The organism is Micromonospora maritima (assembly GCF_902825405.1).
Lineage (GTDB): Bacteria > Actinomycetota > Actinomycetes > Mycobacteriales > Micromonosporaceae > Micromonospora > Micromonospora maritima.
In genome coordinates this window covers 1-3,184 of record NZ_CADEAU010000570.1, presented here as the reverse complement: position 1 = coordinate 3,184, position 3,184 = coordinate 1, and the positions used below count along the sequence as shown (strand labels likewise).

Below are 3,184 nucleotides of genomic sequence, written 5' to 3'. Positions count from 1 at the left end.
CCGGCGGTGCACGGTCAGCTCGGCCGGCACCTGGCGCAGGGCCGCCGCGGCGGCGGCCGCGAAGTGCATGCCGGCGGCCGGCGTGGGCGCCCGGTCCAGCCAGTCGAGGTGCCGTTCGACAAGCTCCAGCGCGCGGGCCCCGTTGCCGGTGACGGTGCAGAACTCGACGTGGTCGGCGATCTCCCACAGGTCGGCGAGGCGACCGCGCAACCGCCGGTACGCCTCCCGGTGCGCGTCCCGCGCCTGCTCCCGCCGCCCGGTCTCGCGGTAGGAGGGGAGCAGCGCGGTGAGGATCCCCTGCGGCTGTTCGACGCAGTTCAGTCGGCCGGCGAGCACCGGCTCGGCGAGCGCCACCGCCTCCTCGTGCCGGCCGACGTCGGCCAGGTAGCCCACCTGCGTCGTCGGGTCGCACCCGGCGCAGTCGGAGAGCTCGTCCCGGGGCGTGGTCATCCAGAGGCGGTAGGCCTCGGCGGCCGCCGCCTCGTCGCCCAGGTGGTCGGCGACCAGGAAGCGGTGCTTGTGGACCGCCTGGAGCGAGTGCCCGGACTCGCGGTAACGCCGTTCCATGTCGTCGAGCACCGCGTACGTCCGGTCCAGCGGCAGCTCGGGGAACTTCAGCAGGGCGTTGACCATGTACTTGAAGTACCAGAGGAGCTGGTGCGTGTAGCCCTGGTGGTAGGGCTGCGGATCCCGGTCGAACTCGGCGAGGCACCAGGAGAACGAGACGAAGGACTTCGCCGGCTCCCCACCGTGGACGTACGCCGGGGTGGCGACGATCCGGGCGGCGAAGGCCAGGCGCCGGTCCTCGCCCGCGTCGGCCCGGCGCACCAGTTGCTCCAGCGCCGCGATCTGCCCCGGCCCGTACGGCATGGACTCGATCTCGCGCAGCATCCGCCAGAGGTCTTCGTCGGTCACGAGGTCACTCCTGTCCCGGTACGGCCCGGCCGAGCAGGCCGAGGAAGGAACTGTTCAGCAGCGCGGCGTCGGCCGCCCGGATCGGATGGTGGCCGAGCAGCAGGGCCTGCCCGTAGAGCGCCTCGACGGCCAGCCCGACCAGCTCCGGGTCGGTGAGCGTGGTGACCCGGCGGACCAGCGGGTTGCGGTGGTTGAGCACCAGTTGCGGCCGGTCCGGCGGGGCGGAGGCGGCGAGCGCGTCGAGCACCCCGCCCCACAGCTCGTCGGCCTTGTCGCGGCTGGCGGCGAGCTGGTCGTGGAAGGCGGCCGAGCGGGAGACCAGGTAGAGCGCCGGCAGCGAGACCGGGTCGTACGCCCGGACCACCACCTCGCAACCGAGCCGCTCCAGGGCCCGCTGCGCCCCGGCGAGGAACGGGCGCAGGGCCAGCTCGGTCGCCGGGTCGAGGATCTCGAACCGGGTGGTGAGGTCGCTCGGCTCCAGCCGCTCGATCAGCACCGAGCGGTCCACCGTGGGCAGCCGCTCGATCAGCTCGGTGTCGTAGGTGTAGCCGCCGTTGACCACGGCCAGGTCCTGCGCGGCGGCGACGGCGGCGAGCTGGCGGAACTCGTCCAGGCTGGCGGCGTAGCGGATCAGGCCGTGCCGGCTGCGGAACTCGGCGAGCGTGAGCGTGCCGACGTTGGTGTCCATCGGCCACCACTGGTCGACCAGGCGGAGCATCTCGTCGTCGTGCAGCGCCAGCGCCTTGACCCCGAGGTGGTGGACCTGGAGGAACTCGGCGAGCCGGTGCGGGTCGTGCGTGGCCAGCCGGACCAGCCAGCCGCGGATCTGGTCGCCGAGCGACTCCCGGACGGTGCCGAGCAGGGCGTCCTCGTAGAGCGCCTCGCGACTCGCGGTGGGACGCAACTCGCCGGCGTCGACCACGCAGTGGGCGAAGAACGCCCACTCGGGCAGCAGGCCGTCGGCGTGCTCGGCGAGCAGCATCCGCTTGAGGTAGACCCGGTGCCCGGCCCGGCCGGCCGGGTTCACCGGCGTGGGCAGGATGAAGGCCACGCCGGTGAGGCCGGCCTCGGGCACCGACAGCGGCACCACGTCGAACGGGACGAAGCCGAGCAGGTCGCGGGCGTAGCGGGCCAGCCCGGCCCGGTCGACGGCCGCGCCGGGCGTGGTCGGCCAGGGCGGCGGCCCGGCGGTGGTCGGCGTCCCGCCGACCCGGACGTCCACCGGCAGCAGGCTGCCGTAGAGGCGGGCCAGCTCGGTGACGGTGGGGGTGCCGAACCACTGGTCGGCGTCGCGCCGGGGCACCAGCGTCACCGTGGTCCCGGGCTCGCTGCGGGCCTGCTCCGGCCCGGCGAGCCGGACCGCGTAGCGCCCGTCGGACCAGCCCGTCCAGAGCACGGTCGGCTGGTCGGCGTGCCGGGTGACCACCTGGATCTCGTCCGCGACGAGGAAGCAGGAGAGCAGGCCGATGCCGAACTGGCCGAGGAACTCGTGCCGGGAGAAGCCCAGCTCGTCCCGCTTGGAGCTGCGGCCGATGGTGGCCAGCAGCTCGTGCACCTGGGACTCGGTGAGGCCGATGCCCGTGTCGTGCACGCGCAGCGTCCCGTCGCCGGTCAGCTCCGGCGGCTCGATCCGCACCCGGGCCGGGGCGTCCGGCTCGGTGGACCGACGGGCGGTGATCGCGTCGACGGCGTTCTGGAGCAGCTCGCGCACGTAGACCCGCGGGCTGCCGTAGAGGTGATGACTGAGCAGGTCGACCACGCCACGGAGGTCGACCTGGAAGGTGCGGTCCAATCGCGCTCCCGGTTCGGATTCGGCGCTCACCGTACCGGCCGTGGCCGACAGTGTCCGTCCCCTTTTCCGTCGGTCGGCTTGACCCTCGACCCGGTGCAGGCCGCACCGTCCGTCGGCATGACCACCACCGCCCTGGGCCGGAGCTACCGGCTGCTCTGGTCCGCCGCCGTCTGCTCCCGGCTGGGCGACGCGCTCCGTACGCCGGCCCTGGCGCTGCTGGCCGCGACACTCACCCGGGACCCGCGGGCGGTCGCCGTGGTGACCGTGGCCGGGCAGCTCCCACCGCTGCTCCTCGGCCTGCTCGGCGGTGTCTACGCGGACCGGTGGGACCGGCGGCGGACGATGGCGGTGGTGGACGGGGCCCGGGCCGTGGTGGTGGCGGCGCTGGCCTGGCTGGTGGCCACCGGGCAGGCGGGCATCGCGACGTTGGCCGCCGCCGCGTCGCTGCTCGCGCTGCTGGGCACGCTCTTCGACGCG

At 74.3% G+C, this 3,184-nt stretch carries 2 protein-coding genes and 1 pseudogene; 1 reads left to right on the top strand and 2 read right to left on the bottom strand.

Annotated features, from left to right (window positions below):
- Positions 1-915: pseudogene (locus tag HUW36_RS29190) on the bottom strand (hypothetical protein); the annotation flags it as partial.
- Between the two features lie 4 nt (positions 916-919).
- The gene (locus HUW36_RS29185) at positions 920-2,707 is read right to left on the bottom strand and encodes an HSP90 family protein (RefSeq protein ID WP_174531057.1); all 1,788 of its coding nucleotides are present in this window, start codon (positions 2,705-2,707) and stop codon (positions 920-922) included.
- A 117-nt stretch (positions 2,708-2,824) separates the two neighbouring features.
- Here HUW36_RS29185 and HUW36_RS29180 point away from each other — a divergent pair.
- On the top strand, positions 2,825-3,184 hold a 360-nt coding region (locus HUW36_RS29180; RefSeq protein ID WP_174531056.1), incomplete at its 3' end, for an MFS transporter.